The following is a 285-nucleotide window of genomic DNA, read 5'->3' as shown; positions in this document are numbered from 1 at the left end:
CGAGGCATTGTTTCAGGAAAAAGAGCGCCTGCACATTACGCTGGACTCCATCGGCGAAGCCGTGGTCTGTATTGATATGGCAATGAAAATTACCTTTATGAATCCAGTGGCGGAGAAAATGAGCGGCTGGACGCAGGAAGAAGCGTTAGGTGTTCCGCTCCTGACGGTGTTGCATATTACTTTTGGCGACAACGGACCATTAATGGAGAACATTTACAGTGCTGACACCTCACGTTCCGCGATCGAACAAGATGTGGTATTGCACTGCCGGAGCGGCGGCAGCTA

General features: G+C 50.9%; 1 protein-coding gene. It reads left to right on the top strand.

All coding sequences use genetic code 11. The features are described from left to right. Positions 1–285: PAS domain S-box protein (locus tag LZP73_RS20660; protein WP_234236841.1), on the top strand; the 285-nt coding region annotated here is incomplete at both ends.

The organism is Shewanella sp. AS16 (assembly GCF_021412365.1).
GTDB lineage: Bacteria > Pseudomonadota > Gammaproteobacteria > Enterobacterales > Shewanellaceae > Shewanella > Shewanella salipaludis.
This window is presented reverse-complemented; position numbering and strand designations above follow the sequence as displayed.